The 1,981-nt window shown below is 39.9% G+C and carries 1 protein-coding gene; it reads right to left on the minus strand.

The genetic code is table 11. The features are described from left to right. A partial coding sequence (locus TD18_RS17290; protein ID WP_040254859.1) for a hypothetical protein occupies positions 1-1,981 on the minus strand: 1,981 nt, incomplete at both ends.

Raw genomic sequence — 1,981 nt, forward strand, 5'->3', positions numbered from 1 at the left:
GCCTCTGGTGCTGGATCTACCTCTATGTAGAATGGTCCTGCACTCAATGGGTTTTCACATGCATCTGCTCCACTATAAGTAATTGTTATTAAGCCTCCACATGCTGTGTATTCTTTTATAACAGTTGCTTCTAACTCACCTGAAAGCTCACATAAACCGCTTAAGCCATTTGTATAAGTAGCATTAGCTGCTTCAAACCCTGCTGCATCTGAACAAGCAATCTTATCTGAAAACTCTGGTGCTGTTACTTCTGGTGCTGGTGCTGGTAAAACTGTAATTGTTTTTCTGTATTCGATTTCTCGTCCACATGAATCTACAAATTTCCAGTCTACATATAAAGTCCCTCCACATGCATCATAGCTTCCGCTTAATACGCCTGGAACAGCTCCATTGATACCACATGTACCTTCTAATCCATTGCTGTATGCTAAATCAGTAACGATATAATCGTCTGCTAAATCACATGTAACATTGATATTTGGTAATGGGTTGATAAATTCTGCCTCTGGTGCTGGGTCAACTGTAATGGTCTGTGAAGCACTTAGTGGATTACCACAAATATCTTCTCCATTCCAAGTTACTGTGATTGTACCTCCACAAGCATCAAAATTATTGGTCTGTACTGGCTCTAATGAACCTGAAATATTACAAGTCCCTTCTAATCCATTGCTATAAGCTAATGATCCTGCCTCATATGAATCTGCATCTGAACAACTCAATGTGAAGTCTTCTACAACATCTAACGTTGGTGCTGGTGCTGGATCTACTTTTAATTGTTTTCTTGCTGTGATTGTTCGTCCACACTCATCGGTATAAGTCCAATCAACAAATAATAATCCACCACATGAATTAAACTCTCCGCTTAATACACCTTGTACTTCTCCGTTGATTCCACACTCACCATCTAATCCATTTGAATAGCTTAATAATCCTGGTTGGTAGTTCTCTGCATCTGCACAAGAAATCTCTTCATGCTCTGGCGTTTCAAAACTTGCCTCTGGTGCTGGTGTAACAGTAACAAATTGCTCATAATACAATTCTCTACCACACTCATCAACAAAATCCCAAGTAACTAATAATTCTCCTCCACATACTGTAGATGTTCCACTTAATACTCCTGTTACTGAACCTGAAATTTCACAAGCTCCTGCTAAACCATTACTATAATTTAATGTATCTGGCTCAAAACCGGCAACATCTACACAAGAAATAACAATATCTCCAGGTCCATCTATTATCTCTGCCATTGGTGCTGGATCAACATCTACATCAAATGGTCCTGCACTCAGTGGACGTCCACATGCATCTTCACCATTATATGTAATAGTTATCTTTCCGCCACATGCATCGTATTGTTTTACAACGTTTGCTTCTAATGATCCTGAAATCTCACAATCTCCTGTTAAACCGTTTGTATAAGTCGCTGCAGCTACTGTAAAGCCCTCTGCATCTGAACAGGCTAGGTTAGATGGAAATTCTGGTGTAGTTACACTTGCCTCTGGCGCTGGTAATACATCAATATCTACTGTTGCGCTTAGTGGGTTACCACACTGATCCTGTCCTGTCCATGTTATGGTGATTTTTCCACCACATGCATCAAAATCATTTGTCTGTACTGGCTCTACTGAACCACTAATCTCACAAACTCCTTCTAATCCATTTGAATAGTTCAATGCACTTGCTGCGTAAGTCGCTGCATCTGCACATGATAATTCTGCCTCTACCTCAATAGCATCAAATACTGGTGCTGGTGCTGGATCAACTGTAATATCTAAAGTTGCACTTAGTGGATTACCACATGCATCCTCTCCGATATAATCAACTAATATTTTTCCGCCACACGCATCAAATTGATTCTTTTGGATTGGCTCTAATGAACCACTTAAGCTACAATCGCCTTCTAAGCCATTGTTATATCCTAATGAACCAGCAACATAGTTGGAAGCATCTTCACAACTTAACGTGAAATTCTCTAACGGAT

The sequence above is a fragment of the Psychroserpens mesophilus genome, assembly GCF_000826645.1.
Lineage (GTDB): Bacteria > Bacteroidota > Bacteroidia > Flavobacteriales > Flavobacteriaceae > Psychroserpens > Psychroserpens mesophilus.